Genomic DNA, 24,063 nt, shown 5'->3' with positions numbered 1-24,063 from the left:
AAATAAATCAAAAATAAGTTGACACTCTAATTGATAAGCATTATCATTATAATTTTATGTTGAAAAGTTCGAAAAACCGTTTTACAATAAGGTTATAATTTTTATGGCGACTATTTTCACATACATATTATCAGGAGGGAAAAAAATATGGCAAAATATACAATCGTTGATAAAGACACTTGCATCGCATGCGGAGCTTGTGGAGCTGCTGCACCAGATATTTATGACTACGATGATGAAGGTATTGCATTTGTAACATTAGATGATAACCAAGGTATCGTTGAAATTCCAGATGTATTAATTGATGACATGATGGACGCATTTGAAGGTTGCCCAACTGACTCAATTAAAGTTGCTGACGAATCATTCGATGGCGACGCTTTAAAATTCGAATAGTCTTTTTATTAACTTCAAAAAATCCCCCCTCATAAAATGAGGGGGATTTTTTGTTATTCATCTAACTCACAAATAAAAAGACCATCAGCGGTACGCTCCCGCTGATGGCTAAAGTTTCTATGCATTTTTCATTTTTGCAAATACCCACACTTTCAAACGTGAAAACAGTGCTACAAATACAACTGTTACAACAATTCCCTTAATTAAATTAAATGGTAGAATTGCCGCTACAATCATTTGTCGCATACCACTACTAGACATAGCAGGCTGATTTAAAAACCAAGTGTAAGCTGGTAAAATGATAAAATAATTTAACACACTCATAATTACCGCCATTGTAACCGTCCCTAACATTAACCCTGTTGTTAAGCTTTTTACTGTACGATACTTTCGGAATAAGAAAGCTGCTGGTCCAATAAATAAACATCCCGCAATAAAGTTCGCTATTTCTCCAACTGGAACCCCCGTTAAACTCCCCTGAATTCCGTAGTGAAGAATATTTTTTATTGCTTCTACAATTACACCTGCAATCGGACTAAAAATAATCGCTGCAATTAAAGCTGGCACATCACTAAAGTCAATTTTTAAAAACGGCGGAAGTCCTGGAAATGGGAAATCCAACATTATAAGTAAGTATGCAATACTACTAAGCATTGCTACGCTCACCATTTGTACTACACTGTTTTTTTGTTTCATCCTTCTCTCTCCTTTTCCATCGATCATCTCATGGAAAGTGGAAAGGTTCTGCTATGCCTATTTTTTCATCTCATGAAAAAACCCTTTGTGTTTTACACAAAGGGAGAATTTTTAGGCACATCAAACAGACGTTCAAAGAACTATCTTTTTTGAACGCTTGAACCTCCATCTTCTCCCATCCAGACTGTACTGTCGGCTTTGGAATCTCACCAAATCCTGCCTTAACGGCTCGCGGGCTTAGAACGAAAAACAACTGTTCATCACCGCCGGTCGGGATTTTCACCCTGCCCCGAAGATAGACCGATATTCTATTTTCTTCACTATTATACAACAACATCATACAATTGTGAACAAAAACGTTTATAACTTACAAATAGTAAGTGTATTTTTTATTTTGAAGACCATATAAAGTGAGAATTTACTCAGTAGGTTTATTCTTCATCCTACTGATTATTAACCCTTACCAATCGAGCCTTACTGCCTACAAATTTTAGGATAAAGCATCCGTCGAATTATTTGACAACTTAAACCATATTTTTTACAATCCGACTTTTTCCTACGCTACTCCCTAGTCATCTATACAGAAAAATGATAAGATGTTGAATTGTTAAGATAAGAGCATTTTCTTAATACGGAGGAAATGTCATGAAAAAAGAAAAAAGACACTCTATTCAAGAAACGATGAAAAAAAACCTTAGAAAAGAATACTTTTATTTAAAAAAGGAGTTACTTTTCTACTGTCCAATTGATTTAGGCGCACTTTCAAGAGAAACATACTATGCTACTTTTGATGAAGAAGGAATTAGTGTTTATCAGTATGATAAAACAACAGAAAGTAAACTAAAGCTATGTGAGCGTCATCCATGGAGCAGTTGGGATAAAGTGAAAATTGATCACTATTTAACAACATCGCAATTTATTTTCCAAGGAAAGCGTAATTGGATTCTTTCTCTCTTTCATAAAGGAAAAGAAGCACAAAAAATAATAGAAGAGCATACTTCTTTACAGACAGAAGTTGTTTCCCGATCCTTTTTGAAAAAGCTTCCTGGTTTTCGTTCTAATACAACTTTAAACAAATACATTGGTAGCATATGTTATACCGTACTTATTGCATTTTTATTAAAATGGATTATTCCATTCCACAAAATACAAGTTGCCTTGTATTCTTTTTCTATCGGTTGTATGCTCCTTGGTCTACTTTGCTTTACAATTGGACTAATCGAACCAACTATTGTATTATTTCGAACGAAGGAAAAAACGAGGACAAAGGTCTTTTATTATTATAGCTATTTAGTCATTTCCGGATTTATATGTGTCTTTATTTTTTGGTAAAAAAGGAGCTAGTTTTGCTAGCTCTTTTTTAATTCATATATAACTTTTGATTTGGATAAATTTTATCTTGTTGCAGTGTGTTTTTCACTTTTATCTCATGAACAGTCATGCCAAACTTCCGTGCGATACTGACCAATGTATCCCCTTTTTGTACAATATACATTGATACTGAGGCTACTTGATCTCTTTCTTCATTTAAAACAAGCAATGGATTCATTGCGTTTCTTTTCCCAAATGTCCAAGTACCTTTATGAACTTCTAAATGCAGATGTGCCCCGCGTGATTCACCTGTGTTTCCCACTTCACCAATTATCTCACCTCTTGCAATCTGATCTCCTTGAAATACATATCTCTTATTTAGATGAGCGTACACAGCCTCATATTCTCCATGTTTAATAAACACTACATGTCCATAACTATTGGAAAAATAGGATTTTGTTACCGTTCCACCTCGAATCGCTGCAACCGGCGTACCGATTGAAGCTGCTATATCAATACCATAGTGTTTTCCATTTCTTGTTCCAAAATAGTCACTAATTCTTCCGTCTACAGGCCATATCCATCTCCCATCCTCGGCATAAGCATATGCTTGAGAACTAAAAAACAATCCAAAGACAAGTACCACGATTTTTAAGCCTTTCATATACATCCTCCATTTTTTAATAACCGTCACACTTTCTCTATTGTTGTATATCTCGGAAAAAAGTATACAAAAAAAGAAAGTGAATTACTCCACTTCCTCCTCTTCCTTACTACGAAAAACAATTGCACTTCGTTTATATTCGACGTCGTTCACATTAAGTCGGGCGTTTATCACTCTAGCAATTGCAAATAGATAATCGGATAATCGATTAACATATCGCAATACAATTTCATTTATTTCTTCTTGCTTTCCTAACGATACAATATGACGCTCAGCTCTTCTCGTTACTGTACGTGCAACATGAATCATGGCGGATGCCGGGCTCCCGCCGGGCAAAATAAAACGCTCTAGTGGCGGAGCCTCTTCTATGTAGCGATCAATTCGTTCTTCTAAATACACCACCATCTCTTCCGTTACTGTATACGGTATTTTTTGCTGTACAATTGCTAAATCCCCACCGCAATCAAACAACTCATGCTGAATCTTTTCAAGCTCATCACATATGTCTTGAAAGCGTTCTTCTTGAATCATAGTCATCGCATATCCAATATAAGAGTTCGCCTCATCAATGGTTCCATATGCTTCTACACGAATATGATCTTTATCAACTCGCCCACCAATAATACTCGTTTGTCCTTTATCTCCTGTTTTTGTATATAGTTTCAAATATTCTACACCTCTCTTTTCAACTTTTATTCCATCACAAATGCAAGTATACATTGAAAAAACGACCTAAACCTTTCTTTTTGATGGAAGAGAGCATCCGACCTGTATAGAAACGGTCAAATCCTTTTTTCAGCACCATGCCATGTGAAACAACAGGAGTAAATAAGTAATAATCTCCTTTTATTTTCATAGCCGCGACTGATATGCCAGCAAATCAACATGGATTTATTCTTTATTCTATGTATCCTTCAATCAACTTTCATAAAGAGACTATCATCTACAAATAGCACAATAAAACAAAAAGCTCTAATATTCTTCATTCCATTGAGAAAATATTATAAACTCAAAAAGAATAAAAAATACTAGAACTTCAATATTCACTCATAACAATATCATTTATATTGATTGACCTGGTAAATATACGGAGAATGTTGTCCCTTCTCCAACGGTACTTGATATAGAGATTTTCCCATCATGACCTTGAACAATGTTTTTAGCAATCGCAAGACCTAGACCAGTCCCACCTGTTTTCCCACGTGTTCTTGCTTTATCAGCTTTATAGAAACGATCAAACAAGAACGGAATATCTTCTTTCGGAATACCAGCACCTGAATCTTGTACTTCAAAGACTAAACCATTATTTTTCGTATCAATTACAAGCTTAACATGACCACCTGCATTTGTATGTCTAATCGCATTATCAATTAAGTTTGTTAATACTTGTTCCATACGATCTGGATCAAACGGATGCTCTACAATTGGATTACGGAACTCAACCGTTAACTGCACTTCTTTATCCTGCGCAATCCCTTGAAATTTCCGCCCAATTTTCTCAACAAATGGATGAATATCCACTTCAGATATATGCAGCTCTACATGACCACTTTCCATTCGGGCTAAATCTAAAAGTTCATTCACAAGACGACCTAAACGAACGGACTCATCATAAATAATTTGTACAAACTCGTTTATTTCTTCTTTCGACTGAACAACATCATCTAAGATTGCCTCACTATACCCTTGTAGCATAACCATCGGTGTGCGCAATTCATGAGACACGTTCGCAATAAAATCTTTACGCATTTTTTCAAGACGACGTTCTTCTGTCATATCTCGAAGTACCGCCACAGCACCACGAATTTTCGTTTGATTATATAGCGGTGTCATAAGGACAACGTAATTACCCTTTTGTAAGTTAATTTCAATAACTTGCTGTTGCTCACTTTCTACTACAAGGTGGAACAACTCTACAAGTTCAGGTGGTAAATTCCTACTTAATTCTAATTCTTTTTCTTCTTGCCAAACTTGTAAAAAATGTTCTGCCGGCGGATTGATAACAACAACCTCACCCTCTTGATTCAGCGTTACAACCCCGTCAGCCATACTACTTAAAATACTAGAAAGTTGCTCTTTTTCTTGCTGCAGTGCATTAATATTAAACTTTAATTGTTTCCCCATTTGATTTAAGGCCGTTGCTAGCTCCCCTATTTCATCTTGTGAAACCATAGGGGCTTTCGTATCAAATTTCCCACGCGCTACTTCAAACGCCACTTCACGCATTTTACGAAGTGGGGCTGTGATTCGTGTCGATAAGAAAAATGCAAAGAACGTTGTTAAAATAATTGCAATTCCCGCTGATAGAAAAATAAAATCTGTCGCTTTTTCCATACCTTGTTTCGGAACTTGCAATGACTGATACACGAACACCGCACTATGCTTTGATGATTGCAGTGGTTTGCCAACAATCATAATATCATTTTCGGAATTTTTATTCGTTTTGTTATCAGACATTTTTTTTATTTTTTCTTTATTTTCTTTTTTATCTATAAAAACTGCAGCCAAATCTTTATCTTTTTTCAAGTCCTCTATTGTAAGATCTACTAATCCTTCTTGTTTCGGTGAAGAAGAAGCTTCACGATCCTCTTTCACAACAATAATACGGGAGAGTGGATCGGCAAACTTATATGCGATATTCTCAATCGTCTTTTCGTCTGCACCTTCTTCAATTAATTCCGAAACGCTTGTCGCTACTTTTGTAAGCCTTGTTTCACTCATTTCAATATAGTAATTATCAAAAAACTGTGAAAGCAAAATGGAAACAAAACCTAGAACAAATGAAACAAGAAGCAATATTGTCATCCATAGCTTTCCTACTACACTTCTCCAAAGCATCAGTCGTTCACAACCTCAAACTTATAACCAACACCCCATACAGTTACGATCATTTTTGCTGCATCAGATGATTTTTTACTTAATTTTTCTCGTAAACGCTTTACATGCGTATCTACTGTACGTAAATCTCCAAAGAATTCATATTGCCATACCTCTTTTAACAATTGCTCACGATCAAATACTTTATCAGGAGCCTTCGCTAAAAATAGTAACAATTCATATTCTTTTGGTGTTAAATTGACTTCATCACCATCAGCTGTAACGCGATGTGCATCGTTATCAATTGTTAAATGCGGGAATACAATAACATCTTTTGTTGTTGTATCTTGTGTAAAGAATGTTGTTGGCACAGAACGTCGCAGGACCGCTTTTACACGAAGAACCACTTCGCGTGGACTAAACGGCTTTACGATATAATCATCCGAGCCAACTTCAAATCCTTGCACCCTGTTTACTTCTTCACCTTTAGCTGTAAGCATAATAATTGGTGTTGCTTTTTTCTCACGAATCCCTTTACACACTTCAATTCCATCTATTCCAGGCATCATGATATCTAATAAGATTAAATCATAGTCATTTTGTAATGCTTTTTCTAAAGCTGTATCACCATTATCAGCCTCATCGATTGTATATTGTTCTCTTTCTAAATACATTTTCAATAAACGACGAATACGATCTTCGTCATCCACAATTAAAATTCTCGGTTCATTTTCCATTGTTTCCCGCTGCCTCAAAAACATGACAACGGTTCACACCTACCTTTCTACAATATAATACTGTTTTTACTCTTATCTCATAATAGACAATTCTAAAGTGTTAAATTTCCACTTTAACAATTATACTTCACAAGAATAATAAAGTTTGTTCATTTCTTTTCCAAAAATATGTATTTTTTTTGACCAGGGCATTTAGGCCTCGACATCATTTTACAAAACCAACCTTTATTTTGCCATGTTTTTCTCAAAAAAGAAAAGAAATTGACAAAAATAAAATAGGAAAGTGACAACCACTTTCCTATTTTATCATGTGCAACTAAACAGTATGTCTCTTCTAAAATAGAGATAATACCTTACGCATATGAGTGTAAACCAGCAATGATTAAATTCACGGCTATAAAGTTAAACATGATAATAGCAAATCCAATTACTGCAAGCCATGCCGATTTTTCGCCATGCCAACCTTTAGATAACCGTAAATGTAAAACAGCAGCGTAAAAGAGCCATGTAATGAGTGCCCATACCTCTTTTGGATCCCATCCCCAAAAGCGCGTCCATGCAATTTGCGCCCAAATCATTGCAAAAATTAAGGCTCCTAACGTAAAGACTGGGAATCCAATTGCAATAGATCGGTATCCAATTTCATCAAGCAAATCACTGTTAACATTTTTAACCACTGGCTGAAGTGCGGCTGATACTCTTTTTCGTAAAATTAATCTTAATACAATATATAATCCCGTCCCAATAAGTAGTGACCAGATTACTGTATTTAATTTCTTTGCATTAATGATAGCTGGCATTTCTGCGATAGGTTCAAGTTTTCCGGTAGTTATTAACTTCCCTTCATGAGGTCCAACAAGCGCAGGAAGGTTATATTTCATCTCGGCTTTTTGTTCATTTTTATCCACCCATTGAAACGTCGCTTCATATTTCGTTGCCGAATAAACTGTTGTTATCGCTATGAACCCGACAGTACAAACGAGCGTAAACACAACTGTTTCTAGCCAAAATGTTCGTTTAGTCCTTTTTGACTGATCTACATTTTTAAGCAGATACATGACACCTGTAATAAAACTAATTGCTAAAATAGCTTGTCCAGCTGCCGCTGTTGTTACATGAATATGTAGCCAGTTACTTTTCAACGACGGAATAAGCGGTGAAATTTCTCTCGGAAACATACTTGCATATGCGATTAATAAAAGTGCCACTGGTAAAGCGAATAATCCCACTATACTTACACGATACATGAAATACATAACAATAAAAGCACCAACAAGCATCATGCCGAAGAATGTACCAAACTCAAAGAAATTACTTACTGGCGCATGCCCTGAAGCGATCCATCTCGTTACAAAGTATACAATCTGAGCGGCAAATCCTAAAATTGTTATCGTTATACCTATATTCGCCCACTTCCGGCCTTTTTCTTTAATTGCTCCCCCGAAGAACAGTGTTGCAATTAAATACAAGATGAAAGCAGCAAATAGGAAATTACTACTTATTTGCACCATATATTCTCCCCACCTTAACTAATTTTTTGATCATTTACTTTGTCGTATGGTTGTGGAATTGTTGTTCCTTCAAGTACTTTTTCAATATCTTTCCGCAAGCCAAACCAATTTTTATTTGTGTGGCCAGCAATCCACCATTCATCTTTAACACGTTGTATCCAGATACGACGATGATTCCAATACATTCCTTGAATCACACCAATCATGAAGATAAATCCGCCAACCCCAAGAATCCACAGTGTCAAATCTTTTCTTACGATAAGCCCTGTTGCATTTCTCATTTCTACTCCTGCAAAGGTCATTTTATATTGATTATTTCCTTCAGGTTCTATATTTTGTTGTATACCTACAAAACTCACTTCTCCTTCTGGCGTCTCTGGTGTAAACATTTTAAAAACGAAAGCTGGGTTGTTTGGAATCTTTGTTTTTGTATTTGGCTGACCATTCTCATCAAAATAAAAATCAGGAAAATAACTTAATAATTTTATAGAATATCCATCCCCTAAATCATAGGTTTCTTTTGGATTTTCTAAGTTAACTTTAATAGGTCCCCGCTTTTGATTATTATCTTTTTTCTGCAGAGTAAACGACATGCTACTAAACTCATTCTCTTTAAAATCAAGTTGGTATATAGCAAACTGATCAAATTTGAGTGGTTCATTTACTCTAATTTCACTTTCTTTTACCTTTTCTAACTTTGGTTTCTGCCCTGCAACATTTTCTCCTACCGTTTTATATAATACGGCATTTGTTTGATAGTTTTTAGCAATCATTTTATCGCCTACACGATCAATTGCATCATTGAATACTTTATCATCTTTACCTTTGTCATAAACCTCTTTTATAAACTTTTCATTCTTCAAATAATATTTCCCATCTGTTCCTGGTATTTCTTTTGTTTCTCCATCACGTAGCCATAGCGATTCATCCACATACATACTTGGAAGAAATCGTAGCATTGCTCCAAATAAAAAAATAATAAGACCAATATGATTCACATATGGACCCCAACGAGAAAATCTTCCTTTTTCCGCTAAAATATTTTCGCCTTCGACTCTTACATTATAATTTCTCTTCTTTAAATTAGTTTGAAGCTGTTCTAGATCCCCCTCTTTCGGAGAACCTGTCCCATACAACCTTTGTCTCTTTAAAAAACTTGGGTGTCTTTTTACTCCCTGCTTTTTTAAAGCTTTATAAAGTGGAATTACTCGATCTAAACTACATATCACAAGTGATACACCAATTGAAGCAATTAAAATCATATACCACCATGAGCTATATAACTTATTAAAGCCTAATTGGTAATATAGTTGTCCTAGAAAACCATATTCCTGTTCATAATATTCACTCGGCGTAACACCCGGAGGTATGTACATTTCTTGTGGAAATATAGTTCCAACTGCTGATGCTAACAGAGTGATAACAATGAGCCATACCCCTACTTTGACAGAAGAAAAAAAACTCCAAACTTTATCGACTATCGTTTTTGTATGAGTAATAGAGCGCCTAGCACTCCCCTCATATCGCATATCTAATAATCTTGTACCTTCTTTGTTTTCAAAAGGTTTCCCACAAGCTTCACAAAAAATTGTGCCTATTGGATTTACGTGCCCACATTCACACTTAATTTGTTCCAACATCCTCACCGCCTCTTGTTTCTATTGTACCGTCAAAGCATAAGTTACCTCAATACTCAGAATTTTCAAAGCAGGCGCTAAGACGAAGCAAAGCACCTTCATCTATCAAACTTACTATCACATTATATAAAAACTTTCTTTATTAAGGAGTAATTTTCTTTAAGTATTCCTCCATTTGCTCCTTCGTTTGCGTACCAGTAATTTTCTCGATTACATTTCCTTCTTTATCAATTAAAAATGTTGTCGGGAGTGGCCCAACGCCATATGTACCGATTATTTCTTGCCCTTTATCAATTGCAACAGGGAACTTTAATCCATATTGATTCACAAAATTTTTCACTGCAATATTCGTTTCATCGGCATCTAATGCAATGATTTCAACGCCCTTTTCTTTATATTTAGGGTATAACTCATTCATATAAGGCATCTCTTTTTCACACGGTTTGCACCATGTTCCCCAAAAGTTTAAAAACACACCTTTTCCCTTTAGATCATGTAACTCGATTTTCTTTCCTTCTAAATCTGAAACAACAAAGTTAGGCGCTTGTTTCCCGATTTGCATTTTTTCCTTATCAACAAAAAAACCTTGATAGAGTGTAAATCCTACCGCCACGCTCAAAATAAGCAAAATGAAAATACGGAATATTAAGCGATTCTTCTTCATACTCTCTCTCCTCTCTTTGATGAATTTATATGTAAACAATTTCTGTAACTAATGACTTGTCCTTCGTTCACTTTAGTATTTATGTTGCCATAACCACTCACCAAAACGGGCGATTTAATTAACCATCCGAGGGATATAAAGTACCCCACGGATGGGAGTTTCACTTTATCGCTTATCTCGGTTTTGTAGAGGCAAGCGCACGTAATTGTTTCACTTCATGAGGTGATAGCTCTCTTGCATCACCTGGGCGTAGGCTTCCTGCTTCTAAGAAAGCATAACGTTCACGTTTTAATTTCATTACTTTACAGCCAAGCGCTTCAAACATGCGACGAACTTGACGATTACGTCCTTCATGGATTGTTAATTGCACAATTGCCATCTCTTTACGTTTATCCCAAGAAAGGATTTTCACACGTGCTGGCGCTGTCTTTCCATCTTCTAATACAACACCTTTTTCTAACATGCGAATTTTCTCTCCTGTTAATGGACCTTTCACCTTCGCAACGTATGTTTTCTCAACTTTATATTTCGGATGCATTAATATATTTGCAAACTCTCCATCGTTTGTCATAAGGAGTACGCCAGACGTATCATAATCTAAACGACCAATTGGGAATAGACGTTGCGTAATTTCAGGGAAAAAGTCTGTGACAACTTTTCTTCCTTTGTCATCTGATACACTCGAAATAACACCAGTTGGTTTATATAGTAAGAAATAAATCGGTTCTTCTTTTTCAAGAGGGATATTATTTACTTCTACTTTATCTTGAGGAGTTACCTTCGTTCCTAACTCAGACACTACTTTACCGTTAACTTTCACTTTTCCTTGCTGAATAAGTTCTTCAGCTTTTCTTCTTGACGCAATTCCAGCTTGCGCAATCACTTTTTGTAATCGTTCCATTTCCTTAATTCACCTCAAATTTATCTTACCTTCATTAGAAAGAGTTGGCAACCGCCTAAGGTTTACAGCGTTTTTCCTCTTCCACCGTAAACCACATAGCTATAGTGCAAACTTTTAAAGGTCAAATGCTACTTTTATCCTTTATTATTGTTTACCTGCTACTCACTGCTTACAACAAAAGTTCATTATTTTGTCAAAAACACCCCACAAAAAAACCACTATTAAGCTACACCTTAATAGTGGTCGTATACGTATTATAAGCGAATGAAAGCAAAAAATGAATAGGTTTAACGAAACAATAGGGAAACAAATACGATTGAACAAATGATACCTATTAAATCTGCAAATAATCCAACCTTTAATGCATCTCCCATTTTACGAATTCCAACAGCGCCGAAATATACCGTTAAAATATAAAATGTTGTATCTGTGCTACCTTGCATCGTAGACGCTAACCTTCCAATAAATGAATCCGGTCCATATGTAGCGATTAAATCTGTCGTAATACTTAGACCGGCCGACCCAGAAATCGGGCGTATAAGTGCGAGCGGGACAATTTCTGCTGGTACATGAATCATATCTAACATCGGCTTCATTACTGATATCATCGCATCTAGTGCACCTGATGATCTAAAAATAGAAATAGATACAAGCATTCCTACCATAAATGGTAGAATAGAGACAGCAATTTGAATCCCTTCTTTTCCACCTTCTACAAACGATTCGTACGTTGGAACTTTTTTTATCGTTCCATATAATAAAATAAAACCAATAACACACGGAATCACCCATAATGAAATTGTATTCACAACGCTCACTTTTTCCGCCCCTTTCTACTCCGTCTTCGGTAAAAATAGCGGTCAATCCAAATCGCTCCAATCATCGATAATACTTGTGCGATAAACGTAACCCCAACAATTTCTGTCGGGTTTGCCGATTCATACGTCATCCGAATTGAAATTACAGTAGTTGGGATTAATGTAATGGCAGATGTATTTAACGCCAGAAACGTTACCATAGAACGGCTTGCAGAATCCTTTCCTCCATTTAATTCCTTGAGCTGTTCCATAGCCTTAATACCAAGTGGTGTCGCTGCATTTCCTAGTCCAAAAAAGTTTGCCATCATATTTGATAAAATAAATCCCATCGAGGGATGATCCTTTGGTATTTCTGGAAATAGTCTCTTTACAACTGGCATAAAAAACGAAACCAATTTCTTTAATAAGCCAGCCTCTTCAGCAATCTTCATTAAACCTAGCCAAAAGACTAAAACACTAATCAGCCCAATACAAATTGTTACCGCATCTTTCGCCCCTTCAAAGACCGCTTTATTTACTTCCTCCATCGTACCGTTCACCATCGCATATATGATCCCAATAACCGCCATTGCTACCCATACGATGTTAACCATCTGTTCCAACACCTAACATATGAGAAAAGATTTCTCTCACGTCATTCCAATATACCCCGGTTGTAGCAACCAACTTGCGCTTGCTATAAAATAAGTTACGCTCTCCTACTTTCTCTTCATTAATATACACAATTGTCTTACCCACTTTTTCTCCATCTACTAATGTTGCATTTCTATCAAGTTCAAGCTCTAGCCTAACTTGCTTCTTCTCCTCTTTCCTTAGCGGCACTGAGAAATCATTTTTTATATAAACATGATTTATATATTTCTTTTCCTGTAGTCCAGGAAGCGCCCCTTTTCCTAGAACTTTCGTTAACTCGTACTGTTCAAATCCTTGATTAAATAACGACATATGGTCGTCCCAATCATTAGATGCATTAAGCGTCACTACAATTAAGTCTAAACCATCTTTCGAAGCTGTTGTAACAAGTGTACGACCAGCTTTCTTTGTAAATCCCGTCTTTCCTCCTGTTGCAAATTCATAATAAGAAGTTACAAGTTTATGCTTGTTTTTCCATGGATAATCCCATGCTTTCGATTGATATGTTTTTGTTCCGAAAATTTTCCGAAACGTTTCATTTCCCATTGCATAACGTGTTAAAAGCGCCATATCATATGCAGATGAAAAGTGCGTACCATCCCCATCTAAACCATGTGGATTTGAAAAATGTGTATCTTTCATTCCGATTTGTTCCGCTTTTTCATTCATCAAATAAACAAATCCTTCTATACTCCCTCCAACATTTTCAGCAATTGCTTGTGCCGCATCATTACCTGAACGAAGCATTAGGCCATACACTAAATCCTCTAACGGTACTTTATTTCCAGGTTTTAAATAAATGGCCGAACCCTCTACTCGAACAGCCTTATCGCTAATAGGTACAGCCTCTTTCATTCTTCCTGATTCAGCAGCAAGTAAGGCAGTCATAATTTTTGTAATGCTAGCAATCTTTTGTGGTTCATGTTCTAGCTTTCCATATAAAACACGTCCTGAATGTTCTTCCATCAATACGGCATTATGGGCGCTTACATCATTCATTTGTGCATATGTATGAACCGGTATAATACTTGCACCCATTAAAACAAGTGCAATTACAATCCAAATTCGTCTCATATTCCCCACCACGTCCTTTTGACACTTTTTGTACAAGTGTATGCTTGGCCCTTTAAAATATGAACGAAATATTCTTTTTTACCAGCAAAAAAAGACGCACAAATATGCGTCTAATACGGTGTCCACTCAAGCTGTTTTGCACTTTCATAGCGCTTTTCCACATCCGGCCAATTTACAACATTCCACCAATTTTTAATGTACTCATCTTTTCGATTTTGGTACTGCAAGTAATATGCGTGTTCCCATACATCAAGCACAAGTAACGGTATTGTATCCCACTGTGTGAATAATTGATGAAGGGTACTTTGTAGAATTTCTAACCTTCCCGCACGAGGAACCCATACAAGAATAGCCCACCCAGATCCTTCTACCTTCGATGCAGCTTCTGTAAAGTGCTTCTGAAAACGTAAAAAGCTTCCAAAATTATTCTCGATTTCTCGAGATAATGCCCCTCTTGGACCTCCGCCCCCATCTTTTTTCATGTTATTCCAAAATATCGTGTGTAAATAATGGCCTGAACCGTGAAAAGCCGCTTCTCTTTCCCAATGCTTTATTAAATCAAATTGGTTTGTTTTCCTTGCTTCTTCCATCATTTTTTCCGCTTTATTCAGCCCTTCCACATAACTCCGATGATGTTTATCATGATGTAACATCATAATTTCTCGAGAAATATATGGTTCTAGTGCATTGTATGGATAGGGTAGTGGCGGAAGCGTGTGACCCCCTATTGGAACAGATCGTTCAGCATACGTTCTTTCATGCAATTCATATTGTTCACTTTCTTGCATAAATACTTCTTGTAAATGATTTTGAATATGTTCCACATCATCACTTATCTCATACAGTAATTCAGCATCTGTTTCATACTCATTTTCTTTCATACGATCTAGCAGCGTTTGAATTTTATAAGCAAGCATATGGACGTCATACACTTCAGTTGCACGACTATCTAATACATGTAACACACTTTCACACCAACTTTCTACTTCATAAAAGTAATCCGTAAATACCTCTTGCTGATTCATACGACACCCCCTCAACGCTATCCACTTTAACTATATTCAGCGTCCGCATTGTATATACCGTACAAAAAAGTAAAAGAAGCTAGTCTTTCGCTAGCTTCTTTTAGCATTCTCTAATACTTATGTAAATAAAAACCTTAATCAACCCTCACCAATCGAATGTTTACGTTCAGCCCAACCCCCATCTAAAAAATAATTTTCTATCAGTTCGTCAATTCAGAAATGCTTTCTACCTGCAAATCACTGCTATGTAGATAAAAAGAAAGCCCTACTGATGTTCTTCTTTTGTTCTCACTTCGGATAAGGCTGAAAAAGGATCTGACCGCCTCTATCCATGGCCAAATCCTCTCTCCCACCTAATAAAAATAATTTTCTTCCAATCTTATACTAATACTTGTGTAACATCTTTGTTTGATAGTCCGTTTCGTAATATTCCAGCTCCTCACGCATTGTTTGGAACTTACTTTCTAATTCTTGCATTACTTTTTCAATTGAGCGAGGTGGTACTTGTTGAAATGCAATGGAATTTTTCCCTGTATATGCCGACCGACTATTTTCATACCACTGATCACTTTTTGGTGAAAAGAATTCAGCAATTACTTGATGATAAATTTTATATAATGTTTTCTCGGCAGCCATTTTTCGAAATGGTTGACTACTCAATAAAACAAGACACGCATCCAAGCCTTCTTCACAAAATACAAGGAGTCGTCTTAATGATGATAATAAACCTTCATAATAATGTTTATTCCCTTCTGGTGACTCTTCTAATAAAGAAGGTAATGTATGATAATTAACAAAATCCGTCATTAAATCAACAACTTCTTCTAAAAATTCAGAAACTTGATGCGTTTGATTTTCAACCATTGAATTAGACATATCCTTTTCTCTCCTTTGCCATTTTACGCTATTTCTACTTTTTTATTTTTATGTAACTGAATCATTATGTCTTGTACTTTTACCACTGTTTCATCATCAAAATATTTTTGAAACTCCTCTATTCCATTAATATATACACGCTTTTGTCCACGAAGTTCTTTATTCTTAATAAAGCAAGCTAAAGCAACGATATCACGTAAATATATGTCTTGTTCTTCTATTTTAAAAACTGGATTTCCTTCAAACGGAGTAATTTCTTGCAAAATTTCTTCAAAATAACGCACATATAAGACAGAAAATGTTTTTTCTTGTTCACCCAAAATATACGTTACTTCAGATCGATTAAAGAAATCTTCTGATGTATTAGGTTGTGCTTTTTCTAGCTCATAGCCTGCGTAACCTATAATAACCATCCACTTTCCCTCTCTTCCTTATTTTGTTTCATTTTAACTTATTTTTCTGAATAAACAAATTTCAATCCGTTATTCATTCTTAGTAAAAAATATAAACTATTTTTTATATTTATATAAAAAATAGTTTATATATCCTGCAATTTACCTTTTTATTTTCCATGAAGTTTGTCATAATAAGAATATTGTCTCAGTTTTCTTATGCAAGGAGAGTTGTATTTATGTCGTTTTCGTGGAAACGTTTCTTACAAATTGGAAAAATCATTTTCCCATTTGTTGTCTTGACAATTGTATTCTTTCAAGCTAAGAAAGAATTGTCAGGTATTTCATTTCAAGAAGCAATTGAAACAATTAAAAACATTCCGACTGGAGGAGTCTTTTTAGCTATTACGCTCGGTGCATTTGCTGTTTCAACAATGTTCTTTTATGACTTTGTTATGCTCCGCTATTTAAAAGCAGATGTGCCTGTTCAAAAGATCTTCCGTGTTTCTTGGATTGCTAACACCTTAAATGGATTTATCGGTTTTGGTGGACTTGTTGGAGCAGGTATACGGACAATGTTATATCGCCCTCACGTAAAAGAGAATGGTAAACTTATCAAAAGCATTGCTTGGATGACAACTGCTTTTATAAATGGATTATCCCTTCTCTCATTCCTCGGTCTTATAGGAATACTAGATACAACCTTTATATTACATGAAAAACCTTGGCTATGGCCTGTCCTCATCTTTTTTGCTCTTTTTGTACCGCTTTATATTGGGTTCTCCAAAATTAAAAATCGAAAAAAGCAACACATAGAAGGACAAGAAGAAACAAAGGAAAAGAATCCAACCGTTCTATATTCACTTGTTTCGTTAATGGAATGGGTTTCTGCCGGCATCGTCATGTATGTTATTTTAATTTTATTTGGAATTGACATTGATTTCCGAAAGTTTTTAGGTGTTTATGTTATTGCTGCATTAGCAGGGGTGGTCAGTCTTGTACCAGGTGGTCTCGGTTCATTTGACCTTGTCTTTCTATCTGGGATGGGTCAATATGGTATTGATACAGGCGTACTTTTACCTGCCATGTTATTATACCGACTTGTATACTATATTTTACCATTTTGCCTCGGTTTAATTTTTGCGGCTTTCGAAATGACTGGAGCTGCTCTAAAAAAGATTGAAGATAAACCATTTATTGCACCTGCCCTGGAAACAACGGGTGTCATTTGGACATTGCAACGTGATTTTTTAGGAAAGCTAGGCTCATGGGCATCCGCTGCTTTAACAGTTTTTGCTGGCTTAATGGTTATCTTATCAACCATTTTACCGACGAGTGTAAATCGTGCTCATGCATTACATATTTTAGCTCCAAAATATCTCATTCAATTTTCTTTTAGCTTATCATTAACATTTGGAATTCTACTCCTTATTCTATCAAGAGGTATTTATTATGGGACAAAACGTTCCTACTATATGACGATTATTTCTTTAATTGGAGCAGCCATTTTTAATACGCTAAAAGGAATCGACATTGAAGAGACTTTTATTTTACTAATCGTACTTGCCGTATTATATATGCTTCGCAAAAGATTTGTGCGTGAGAAAATGGAAGTTTCACTTTCTGATGTAGTAAAAGTATTTATATTTTTACTGCTAACATTATACTTATATAAAAATTTAGGTATCCTATTTGCAGGAGCAAAAGAAGCTTTCAAACCTGATTTTGTCGTTCGTAACATTACACAAGTAAAGCGAAGTGCACTTGCAGCTGCTTTCTTTGTTCCAACCTTTTTACTCATTGCTTCCCTTATCGCGAATCGGTACCGTAGTGTATTTCCTGGGCAACCAGCAAGCGATAAACGTTTGCAAAACTTCTTAGATGAATATGGCGGAAATGTACTAAGTCACCTCGGTTTTCTAGGAGACAAGCAATTCTTCTTTAGTAGTGATGGAAAAGCACTTCTTTTATTTTCAACAACAGGGAAAAGACTTGTTGTACTTGGCGATCCAATTGGGGATCCGTCTTCATTCCGCATAGTACTACAAGAATTTTTAGCTGAAGCAGATCGATTCGGATATATTTGCGTTTTCTATCAAATTGAAAGCAAATGGATGAGCTTATATCATGATTTTGGCTATAACTTCTTTAAACTTGGTGAAGAGGCTGTTGTTGATTTAAATACGTTTACTATATCAGGGAAAAAACGTGCTGGATTACGTGCAACTTTTAACCGTTTTGAACGGGAAGGTTATACATTTTCCATCCATCAACCACCATTTTCAGATGAGTTATATGAGGAATTAAAAATAGTTTCAGACGCTTGGCTTGGAGGAAAAAAAGAAAAGGGCTTTTCTCTTGGATACTTTGATCGTGAGTATATAAATCGTGCCCCTATTGCAACTTTATCTGATACTGAGGGAAAAATCATTGCATTTACAACGTTTATGCCCGTTTACCAACCTGGTAAACTTTCTGTTGATTTAATGCGCTATTACCCTGATGCACCTGGAGGGATTATGGATACAATCTTTATCCATTTATTCCAATGGGCAAAAGAAAACGATTATCATTCCTTTAACATTGGTATGGCTCCACTTTCTAATGTTGGTTTATCTACACAATCCTTTTGGTCTGAACGTGTCGCTGCAGCAATTTTCAATAATGTTCGTTATACGTATAGCTTTAGTGGATTACGACATTTTAAAGAGAAATACAAACCAACTTGGAGTGGGAAATATTTAGCATTCCGAAAAAATCATTCCTTACCAATTACAATGCTTGCCGTAACAAAATTAATAGGAAAACGAAAAAACAGCTAGAGATACTAGCTGTTTTTTCGTTTCTGAACTCTTATTATAAATTCCTTTTCATACTTTTTTCCATTTATATAAAATGTGCCCCACATTTTATATGTCCCTTCTTCTGGAAATGTAATACGATATTGCAGTTGCTCTTCTTCATTTACAGGGAATGCATATAAGAAATGTTCACGTTTTTCATCTACGATATAAAGTGCAGCATTTTCTCCAGTACCTGAACTAAATTTCACACTTTCTCCTTTTTTCATTTGCAGCTGAAATGTCAGTGTAGCAGCTTCATTTGGGTGTAACGCTTCAAATAAAAGTGACATTTGGTAGTCACCAATTTTTTTTGTAAGTACTGTGTCTTCTATTAAATCCTTTTGTTTCTTCTCTTTTTCCTCTCCCCCAAAATTTTTCTTAGAAAAGGACTGTTCTGTTTTACTATGATCCTCATATAAGAAAACCGTATAAGCTTTACCTTTCGCTCCACTTGCCGATAGCTTATAAGAGCCATTTCCAGCAAATGCAGGTTTAATGTGCTGAATTCCCTTTAACTGCTCATCTACAATAATAGCCCGAATACGATCATTTACTCCACGAATTTCGTTGTTATTCTTATTAAACAATTGAAATGTAATATCTACCTTTTCAGTTCCCTCTCCATTTTTTATATCCCATTTTACTTCTCGAATGTCTCCTGCTGTTTCTTTCGTTCCTTTATACTTTTGCATGTAGAATCCACCAGCTACAATAAGTAGTAAAGCAATTAGCCCAATGACAAGATTTTTCAAACAATCACCTGCCATACTATTTTATAAATCGTGACGCAATTCATACAACTATCTTTCTGAACAGAATATTATAAAAAAATTCATTCTATTTTTTTTATAAAAATCCTCTATGAAATACAATAAAGTTCCTATTAGAAGAAAAATATCGCCAAATTGCAAATTACATAGCCAATTATTGAAAATAGGGTATCTTATATACTACAAACAAGTAAAATTTTTCAACAAACTTAAAGTCTTCTTCTGTAACTCATGTGAAGGTGCATTATCCAAACAAATAGACGGAGGATGTATTGACTTTTTACGTAGCAAAGCATATCTTTTATTGTTATACTCTAATTATGAAGTGTTCTTTGACAATTGATTATATACAGTTAAGTGGACAAATAAAATGCGAAAAAAAGCGAACGCTTCTACTCGTGAAATAATCCAGGCACCAGAAAGAATCTCCAATCGTCAGTTATCTACCGTAGAGACTACGGAAAGTAGCGCTTAAGCAGATAAAAGGTTACTTTCGGCTTGGAACTGAGAAACTCCCAACTTTACGCATTAGCGTGGCGATTAGTTCACTTGATAGAATTCCTAGTATATAATGCAAATGATGTTGATTTATATCGATACATAACAAGGAGGATTTTTATGAGCGTTCATATTGAAGCAACACAGGGTGAAATTGCTGAGTCTATTTTACTACCTGGTGATCCATTACGTGCAAAATATATCGCAGAAACATTTCTAGAAGATGTAACTTGCTATAACAATGTACGTGGTATGTTAGGATTCACGGGAACTTACAAAGGGAAACCTGTCTCTGTTCAAGGAACAGGCATGGGTGTACCTTCTATTTCTATTTATGTTAACGAATTAATCCAAAGCTATGGAGTGAAAAACTTAATTCGCGTAGGTACATGTGGTGCGATTCAAAAAGATGTAAAAGTTCGCGACGTAATTATTGCAATGACGGCTTGTACAGACTCTAACATGAATCGTTTAACATTCCCTGGATTTGACTTTGCACCAGCTGCAAACTTCGATCTTTTAAAGAAAGCATATGATGCTGGAACAGAAAAGGGATTACACGTTCGCGTTGGTAATGTTTTAACAGCAGATGTGTTCTACCGTGAGAGCATGGACATGGTAAAAAAACTTGGTGAATACGGCGTATTAGCTGTAGAAATGGAAACAACTGCACTTTATACATTAGCGGCGAAATACGGTGTAAATGCATTATCTGTATTAACAGTAAGTGACCACATCTTCACTGGAGAAGAAACAACATCTGAAGAACGTCAAACTACATTTAACGAAATGATTGAAATTGCTTTAGACGCGGCGATTCAATAATAATGCAAAAAGAACTTGTCATACGTCTGGCGAGTTCTTTTTTGTCATTTTCTAAATTAAAGAATTACTTTATATGACTTTTTTAAAAAAACTGCTTCAAAGAGAGACAGATTTTTAGTCTCTTCTTTCTTTTTTCGTTTGTTATACTAAAGAAAATATTTATACGAGTATTCTTTTGTGAGGTGAAGAAGTGAAAAAGAGAAGTATTGTCTTTAAACTATTTTTATTAACATCAACATTATTTACTGTTACCTTCCTCCTTTTTTTCCTTGGGCAATCGTTGTTTTTAGAAAAATTTTATATTAATAAAAAAGTTCAAACCGTTCAAACTGCTTTTGAAAAGTTTTTATCAAATTATGAAAAAAGTGACAGGACATTTGAGGAAATAAGGAAGCTCAAACAAGACTTTCACGAAAAAACAAACGCTGATGTCGTTTTATTAGATCCAAATGGAATTATAAAAGATGAAAATAATTACTATATTGAGATTGTCGATAAATCCAATAAAACGTATTCCATTCCACTCAACAATATTTTAACAATTGATGAATATACCAAGTTTATGAATTTACAGTTAAAAAATAATGATGTTATTCTCATAGATGGAATTTTAAAAAAAGACGTAATTATACCGGTAACGATTACGACTCGTTATAATTCATGGAAAAATGATAATATCATTTCTGACTTTAAATTATTCAATATTGATTGGACAAACGCTAAGAAAAACAAATACGCAAAAGACACAAGACTTGGCATTCATACATTTGAAGGAATTGTATCAAAAATACATCTTCCTTCTAAAAACGACCTTCGTCTCGCAAATAATTTAGAGACATTACAAGGGATTCAACATTGGGAATTATCTGTAATACTAGGTAAAACCAATTCCAATGAATTGACAACATTTACAATCGGAGAAGAGGAGAATGGAAAAAGCCAAATTTTTGTAAAGCCAGTCATGGAAAACGGTAAAATTAAAGAATTTGCTTTTGCAACGACCTCCTTACAACCTGTAAATGAAGCAATGCTTGTTTTAAAAGATTATTATGTCTATGCATTAATTATCGTATTTCTCGTTATTATTTTATTATCTTTTTATTATTCAAAGATGATTGTCAAACCGCTTATTAAAATAAATCGAGTGACCAAAAAAATGGCTAACTTCGATTTCAGTGAAAAATTACCTGTTTCAGCGGATGATGAAATCGCTGGTTTATCTAGTAGTATTAATACGTTATCCGTAAACCTAAAAGATCGAATAGATCGATTAAACGTTGCAAATACAAAATTACAGCAAGACATCGAGCGAGAACGTCAATTAGAAAAGACGAGAAAAGAATTCATTTCTGGTGTATCTCATGAATTAAAAACGCCACTTAGTGTGATTAGAAGCTTTGCTGAAGGAATTAAAGATGGTGTCAGCAAAGATACTACTTACTATACAGATGTGATTTTAGAGGAAACAGAAAACATGAATCGACTCATCGTCGAAATGTTAGAATTAGCAAAACTAGAATCTGGTACGTATAAACTAGAAATGAATACTTTTTCAATCGGTGAACTTGTTCACCAAGTGTATACAAAGCTATTATTTAGTATGGAGGAAAAACACTTACAAGTAGAAATTGATGCAAATCCTTCTATACATGTTGAAGCAAATCGCAATCGAATTGAGCAAGTTGTTGTAAATTTACTCAGTAACGCAATTCGCTATACACCTGATGGTAAAGAGATTCGTATTCGCATCATAGAAAATGAAGAAAAAGTAAAAGTGGAAATTGAAAACACTGGTAATCCAATCCCAAATGAAAGTTTAGAAAAAATATGGGATCGCTTCTATCGTCTAGATGCTTCCCGTAGCCGCCATACTGGAGGAACTGGACTTGGTCTATCAATCGTAAAAAACATCTTAGAACTTCATCATGCTGAATACGGTGTGTATAATACTAATGATAGCGTCGTTTTTTATTTTGATTTACAAAAAATAAAAGAAGTCAAATAATTTGTCTTAACTTCACCAGGAGTTCACATGAAATTCACACTCTCCCTTTATAGTTATAAACAAGTTAATCCTTTCCTTTACACACATAACAGAGGAGAGTGCGTGAAATGAAACAAGCAGGACAACCTATTCAAAACGAAACACAATTAGAAAAAATCAAAAATATACTTTTACAATCTTCGAAACGTGATGGCTTACTATTCGTACTAGCTGTAAATTCCGGTCTAAAAGTAAGTGAGATTTTACAATTAAAAGTCGGTGATGTCATCGATGAAAATGAAAATGTTCGTCACTCCATTTTATTTTACAATGAAAAAGTAAAAAAACATAAATGGTTTGCTGTAAATGAAGATTTACAGCATGCAATCGAAGATTATATGAGAGAGCGTAAAATATGGAAGCGAAATGAACCATTATTAAAATCGCAAAAAGGAACAAAATCCATTACAAGACAGCATGCATGGTATATTTTAAACAAAGCTGCAAAAGAAGTTGGTTTAGAAGGGATTAGCTCACATACACTGCGAAAAACTTGGGGATATTGTGCATACAAATCTGGTGTTGATATTGCATTCTTACAACACTTCTTTGATCACAGTACCCCATCAAAAACTTTAAAATATATCGGTATTGCATAAAAACAAACATGGTTCTTATACATAAAAAAGGTTGCCAACTTTAAACTTGGTAACCTTTTTTATGTTTCATTTTCTCTTTTCTTGTTTCTCTTATTTCGTAGTGGTACTCTAGTAATAAGGGGGAGAAATTATGAACACACTAACAATTGAATTACCAAAAGAAACAGCAGAAAAACTCGGCTTATTAAAACAAGCATATCAAAAGAAAACAGGTGCTACAATTTCAGAAAGCACTCTTGTTCAATCACTTATCTCAAGAGAGTTTATTCAAGAAATAACTCCATTTGATTTACAACAATATGTAAATGAAAAAGAACAGCGCTAAGCTGTTC

Annotated in this window: 23 protein-coding genes and 1 riboswitch; of the genes, 7 read left to right on the top strand and 16 right to left on the bottom strand. The window is 35.1% G+C overall.

Annotated elements, in window-relative coordinates; translation table 11 throughout:
* Positions 1–147 precede the first annotated feature (147 nt).
* Positions 148–396 (top strand): ferredoxin, encoded by a 249-nt coding sequence (locus QRY57_RS09180; RefSeq protein ID WP_003206564.1) that lies wholly within the window; start codon positions 148–150, stop codon positions 394–396.
* 117 nt (positions 397–513) lie between these two features.
* Here the strand turns inward: QRY57_RS09180 and QRY57_RS09175 are convergent, their stop codons facing one another.
* Positions 514–1,092, bottom strand: coding sequence for an ECF transporter S component (locus tag QRY57_RS09175; protein WP_026591225.1), 579 nt, complete (start codon positions 1,090–1,092; stop codon positions 514–516).
* Positions 1,093–1,255: 163 nt separating this feature from the next.
* A riboswitch (FMN riboswitch) is annotated at positions 1,256–1,393 on the bottom strand.
* Positions 1,394–1,737: 344 nt separating this feature from the next.
* On the opposite strand from QRY57_RS09175, the gene QRY57_RS09170 reads away from it, so the two are divergent.
* Positions 1,738–2,424, top strand: coding sequence for a hypothetical protein (locus QRY57_RS09170; RefSeq protein ID WP_286017239.1), 687 nt, complete (start codon positions 1,738–1,740; stop codon positions 2,422–2,424).
* 28 nt (positions 2,425–2,452) lie between these two features.
* Here QRY57_RS09170 and QRY57_RS09165 read toward each other — a convergent pair whose 3' ends face one another.
* From QRY57_RS09165 to QRY57_RS09100, 14 genes are all read right to left on the bottom strand, one after another.
* Positions 2,453–3,067, bottom strand: coding sequence for a peptidoglycan DD-metalloendopeptidase family protein (locus QRY57_RS09165; RefSeq protein ID WP_286017238.1), 615 nt, complete (start codon positions 3,065–3,067; stop codon positions 2,453–2,455).
* A gap of 84 nt (positions 3,068–3,151) precedes the next feature.
* A complete protein-coding gene (locus tag QRY57_RS09160; protein ID WP_286017237.1) occupies positions 3,152–3,733 on the bottom strand; it encodes a cob(I)yrinic acid a,c-diamide adenosyltransferase in 582 nt (193 codons plus the stop codon).
* Positions 3,734–4,129: 396 nt separating this feature from the next.
* The gene (locus QRY57_RS09155) at positions 4,130–5,905 is read right to left on the bottom strand and encodes an ATP-binding protein (RefSeq protein WP_090691074.1); all 1,776 of its coding nucleotides are present in this window, start codon (positions 5,903–5,905) and stop codon (positions 4,130–4,132) included.
* Positions 5,905–6,621 (bottom strand): DNA-binding response regulator ResD, encoded by a 717-nt coding sequence (gene resD / locus QRY57_RS09150; RefSeq protein ID WP_026591230.1) that lies wholly within the window; start codon positions 6,619–6,621, stop codon positions 5,905–5,907. The genes QRY57_RS09155 and resD overlap by 1 nt, the downstream gene beginning before the upstream one ends.
* Positions 6,622–6,974: 353 nt before the next feature.
* Positions 6,975–8,132, bottom strand: coding sequence for a c-type cytochrome biogenesis protein CcsB (gene ccsB / locus QRY57_RS09145; RefSeq protein WP_090691071.1), 1,158 nt, complete (start codon positions 8,130–8,132; stop codon positions 6,975–6,977).
* 14 nt (positions 8,133–8,146) lie between these two features.
* Positions 8,147–9,772: a cytochrome c biogenesis ResB family protein gene (locus QRY57_RS09140; protein WP_026591232.1), complete on the bottom strand. Its 1,626-nt coding sequence runs from the start codon at positions 9,770–9,772 to the stop codon at positions 8,147–8,149.
* Between the two features lie 139 nt (positions 9,773–9,911).
* The gene (gene resA / locus QRY57_RS09135) at positions 9,912–10,433 is read right to left on the bottom strand and encodes a thiol-disulfide oxidoreductase ResA (protein ID WP_026591233.1); all 522 of its coding nucleotides are present in this window, start codon (positions 10,431–10,433) and stop codon (positions 9,912–9,914) included.
* Positions 10,434–10,605: 172 nt separating this feature from the next.
* Positions 10,606–11,334 (bottom strand): 23S rRNA pseudouridine(2605) synthase RluB, encoded by a 729-nt coding sequence (rluB, locus tag QRY57_RS09130; RefSeq protein ID WP_026591234.1) that lies wholly within the window; start codon positions 11,332–11,334, stop codon positions 10,606–10,608.
* A gap of 287 nt (positions 11,335–11,621) precedes the next feature.
* The gene (spmB, locus tag QRY57_RS09125; RefSeq protein WP_090691068.1) at positions 11,622–12,152 is read right to left on the bottom strand and encodes a spore maturation protein SpmB; all 531 of its coding nucleotides are present in this window, start codon (positions 12,150–12,152) and stop codon (positions 11,622–11,624) included.
* Positions 12,149–12,745, bottom strand: coding sequence for a spore maturation protein SpmA (gene spmA / locus QRY57_RS09120; protein ID WP_286017236.1), 597 nt, complete (start codon positions 12,743–12,745; stop codon positions 12,149–12,151). Before spmA ends, spmB begins: the two co-directional genes overlap by 4 nt.
* A complete protein-coding gene (locus tag QRY57_RS09115) occupies positions 12,738–13,859 on the bottom strand; it encodes a D-alanyl-D-alanine carboxypeptidase family protein (RefSeq protein WP_286017235.1) in 1,122 nt (373 codons plus the stop codon). The genes spmA and QRY57_RS09115 overlap by 8 nt, the downstream gene beginning before the upstream one ends.
* Positions 13,860–13,969: 110 nt before the next feature.
* On the bottom strand, positions 13,970–14,884 hold the full coding sequence (locus tag QRY57_RS09110; protein ID WP_286017234.1) for a superoxide dismutase: 915 nt from the start codon (positions 14,882–14,884) through the stop codon (positions 13,970–13,972).
* Positions 14,885–15,268: 384 nt separating this feature from the next.
* A complete protein-coding gene (locus tag QRY57_RS09105) occupies positions 15,269–15,760 on the bottom strand; it encodes a DUF3907 family protein (RefSeq protein WP_286017233.1) in 492 nt (163 codons plus the stop codon).
* Between the two features lie 23 nt (positions 15,761–15,783).
* A complete protein-coding gene (locus tag QRY57_RS09100; protein ID WP_026591240.1) occupies positions 15,784–16,173 on the bottom strand; it encodes a hypothetical protein in 390 nt (129 codons plus the stop codon).
* Positions 16,174–16,391: 218 nt separating this feature from the next.
* Here QRY57_RS09100 and mprF point away from each other — a divergent pair, with 218 nt between their 5' ends.
* Positions 16,392–18,974 carry a bifunctional lysylphosphatidylglycerol flippase/synthetase MprF gene (mprF, locus tag QRY57_RS09095; RefSeq protein ID WP_286017232.1) on the top strand — a complete coding sequence of 861 codons (2,583 nt, stop codon included), beginning with the start codon at positions 16,392–16,394 and terminating at the stop codon, positions 18,972–18,974.
* A gap of 5 nt (positions 18,975–18,979) precedes the next feature.
* Here mprF and QRY57_RS09090 read toward each other — a convergent pair whose 3' ends face one another.
* Positions 18,980–19,762, bottom strand: a complete 783-nt coding sequence (locus QRY57_RS09090; protein ID WP_286017231.1) for a DUF8832 domain-containing protein — start codon at positions 19,760–19,762, stop codon at positions 18,980–18,982.
* Between the two features lie 621 nt (positions 19,763–20,383).
* Between QRY57_RS09090 and deoD the strand changes: the two genes are divergently transcribed.
* The 4 genes from deoD (at position 20,384) to QRY57_RS09070 (ending at position 24,056) form a co-directional block, all read left to right on the top strand.
* Positions 20,384–21,088 carry a purine-nucleoside phosphorylase gene (deoD, locus tag QRY57_RS09085; RefSeq protein ID WP_286017230.1) on the top strand — a complete coding sequence of 235 codons (705 nt, stop codon included), beginning with the start codon at positions 20,384–20,386 and terminating at the stop codon, positions 21,086–21,088.
* 190 nt (positions 21,089–21,278) lie between these two features.
* The gene (locus QRY57_RS09080; protein WP_026591244.1) at positions 21,279–23,093 is read left to right on the top strand and encodes a sensor histidine kinase; all 1,815 of its coding nucleotides are present in this window, start codon (positions 21,279–21,281) and stop codon (positions 23,091–23,093) included.
* A gap of 107 nt (positions 23,094–23,200) precedes the next feature.
* Entirely contained in the window at positions 23,201–23,731 is a 531-nt protein-coding gene (locus tag QRY57_RS09075) for a tyrosine-type recombinase/integrase (RefSeq protein WP_026591245.1), read from the top strand.
* A 130-nt stretch (positions 23,732–23,861) separates the two neighbouring features.
* Positions 23,862–24,056 (top strand): DUF3924 family protein, encoded by a 195-nt coding sequence (locus tag QRY57_RS09070; protein WP_026591246.1) that lies wholly within the window; start codon positions 23,862–23,864, stop codon positions 24,054–24,056.
* Positions 24,057–24,063 lie beyond the last annotated feature (7 nt).

The sequence above is a fragment of the Bacillus arachidis genome (assembly GCF_030285945.1).
Lineage (GTDB): Bacteria > Bacillota > Bacilli > Bacillales > Bacillaceae_G > Bacillus_A > Bacillus_A arachidis.
Note: the sequence above shows the minus strand (reverse complement) of the source record. Positions and strands in the feature narration are given on the sequence as shown.